This window comes from Pseudocitrobacter sp. 73 (assembly GCF_008369545.1).
In the GTDB taxonomy this organism is placed as follows: domain Bacteria; phylum Pseudomonadota; class Gammaproteobacteria; order Enterobacterales; family Enterobacteriaceae; genus Pseudocitrobacter; species Pseudocitrobacter vendiensis.
Genome location: NZ_VTZO01000087.1, coordinates 1 through 2,058 on the forward strand (window position 1 = coordinate 1; position 2,058 = coordinate 2,058).

Genomic DNA, 2,058 nt, shown 5'->3' on the forward strand with positions numbered 1-2,058 from the left:
CTTATTCGCACCTTCCTTAGGTTTGAGCTTAATTTCTACGGCCTGGGCCACTGAAACTGTAAATATCCATGAGCGTGTCAATAATGCTCAGGCTCCGGCCCATCAGATGCAGTCTTCTTCAACTCCAGCCGCCATCCAGGGGGCAGCTCCACGGATGGCCGGTATGGATCAGCATGAACAGGCTATTATTGTTCATGAAACCATGAACAATGGTTCAGCAGATGCACATAAAAAAATGGCGGAAAGTCATCAGAAGATGATGGGAACTGGCACCGTTAACGCTTCCCGTCCGGCGACTTCGTTTGCGGCGATGAATGAACATGAAAGAGCAGCTGTTGCCCATGAATTTACGAATAACGGTCAGTCCGGCCCCCATCAGGCTATGGCTGATGCACACCGCCGCATGATCAATGCGGGCTGATGACAACTGAAGTTTCCGTGCGGTTACCCTTTCCTTGATAGATTGTCCCTTATACGGATATGTTGTTATTTTTTGCCCCCTTCAGGGGGCTTTTTTGTCTGACTCAGCTAAACTTATCCGGTAACCATCTGAAAGGGTTTATTATATGAAAATCACAAATTCGCTTTTTGTTATACTGATGTTATCCCTGCCAGCGATTTCCGCAGAACATTCAGAAATGAAAATGTCAGATATATCCTCATCGGCATCGTCATCGTCATCGTCATCGTCATCGTCACAGGAATATATGTCCGGCATGAAAGGTATGCATGACAAAATGATGGCCGCTGTAAAAGAGTCCGATCCCGACAAGGCTTTTGCGAAAGGCATGGTAGCACACCATGAAGGGGCAATAGCAATGGCTGAGACCGAGCTAAAATACGGAAAAGATCCGGAAATGAGAAAGCTCGCGCAGGACATCATTAAAGCTCAAAAAGGTGAAATTGAGCAGATGAATACATGGCTTGGTAATCAAAAATAATGATTGCGGAAATAATATATTGCGCGTACAGTCAGAGTGTTCCCGGGCACGGGAACCTGTTAATCGTTAATTAATCAAAACCCGATTCATTTCGGGTTTTTCCTTTTACCCCCCCCAACGCATGCACTGCACCGAGTGAAATTCACCTGAGCCAATTCTGCTTGCTTATTATTTCGATGGGAATTGCTGATTTTAATTAAGTCTATGTTTTAAAGGTGTTTCTCATGCCTGGGTTTGGCAGGGGTTCGTCCTGTTCTCTGGTCATGCGCAATGGCAATTCGCAGTCAGGGCTCAAGACTACTTTTACCTCTTTTTTAACAGAAAGTTTCTGGACCCGATACTTGCCGGAAACATCATCTGCTGTTCATCCCGACCAATAAAACGAAGGTATCACTCTCGTTTGAATCTCACTTACTTTCCATTTTGTAATAAAGAATCAAGTTTTCCAGTGATATATCAATACCAACTTTTTTTAATAACCTTTTTCGCGCAGTGTATATTTCTTTCAGCATATCTTCATAACCCTGACCAAGGTGAATTTGTTTATGGCAATTGCAACACAGAGATATGATATTTTCTTCAACATCAAGAGATGTGTCAAAAGCATCTTGCCTGGACATAGGTACAATGTGATGAGGTTCTGTGTAATTTAAGGATGAATTTCGCCTTCTGAATGTTGGGTGGTCACTATCGACTTCACATCTGTAACCTGCTTTATTCAGCGCATTTTGGGATACGCCTTTACTCCTGGGATACGAGAGGCCATTTTTTACTTCTATTGCATTTTTCTTTGGTTTGGCTTCCCCTGTATATTCAAACGTCTGAACGTTGTCAAAGATATTACTTTTCTCTATGGCATTGATCAACTCATCGTCAGAGTAATACTCACTGCTGGCCATTTCTGTTGTACCAAAAAAATCCAGTTCGTTAATTGCCTGAACAAGTTCCTCACGAATTGTCCATAAGTTTCTTTTGGGTTTTCCGCCGATTTCTTTACTCTTCATTACGGTAATGAATTTTGTACCGGATGCGATATTTCCGACACCTTTAACCTCGAATCTACCAAGTTCTTTTTGAACTCTGCCACCCAGTCCGTTTAGGGGTTTGAGGGCCAATG

3 protein-coding genes are annotated in these 2,058 nt (G+C 43.1%); 2 read left to right on the forward strand and 1 reads right to left on the reverse strand.

The window, feature by feature from the left end; all coding sequences use genetic code 11:
* Both F0Q32_RS25900 and F0Q32_RS25905 read left to right on the forward strand, forming a co-directional pair.
* Positions 1 to 421, forward strand: a 421-nt coding sequence (locus tag F0Q32_RS25900) for a copper-binding protein (RefSeq protein ID WP_370516908.1), incomplete at its 5' end; no start/stop codon positions are given.
* A gap of 145 nt (positions 422 to 566) precedes the next feature.
* Entirely contained in the window at positions 567 to 941 is a 375-nt protein-coding gene (locus tag F0Q32_RS25905) for a DUF305 domain-containing protein (RefSeq protein WP_008786769.1), read from the forward strand.
* A gap of 407 nt (positions 942 to 1,348) precedes the next feature.
* On the opposite strand, the gene F0Q32_RS25910 is transcribed toward F0Q32_RS25905, so the two are convergent.
* On the reverse strand, positions 1,349 to 2,058 hold a 710-nt coding region (locus F0Q32_RS25910; protein WP_149465179.1), incomplete at its 5' end, for an HNH endonuclease.

Bases quoted from the DNA above. Each gene is read 5' to 3' on its own strand.
- F0Q32_RS25905 (WP_008786769.1), top strand. From the start codon at position 567: ATGAAAATCACAAATTCGCTTTTTGTTATACTGATGTTATCCCTGCCA.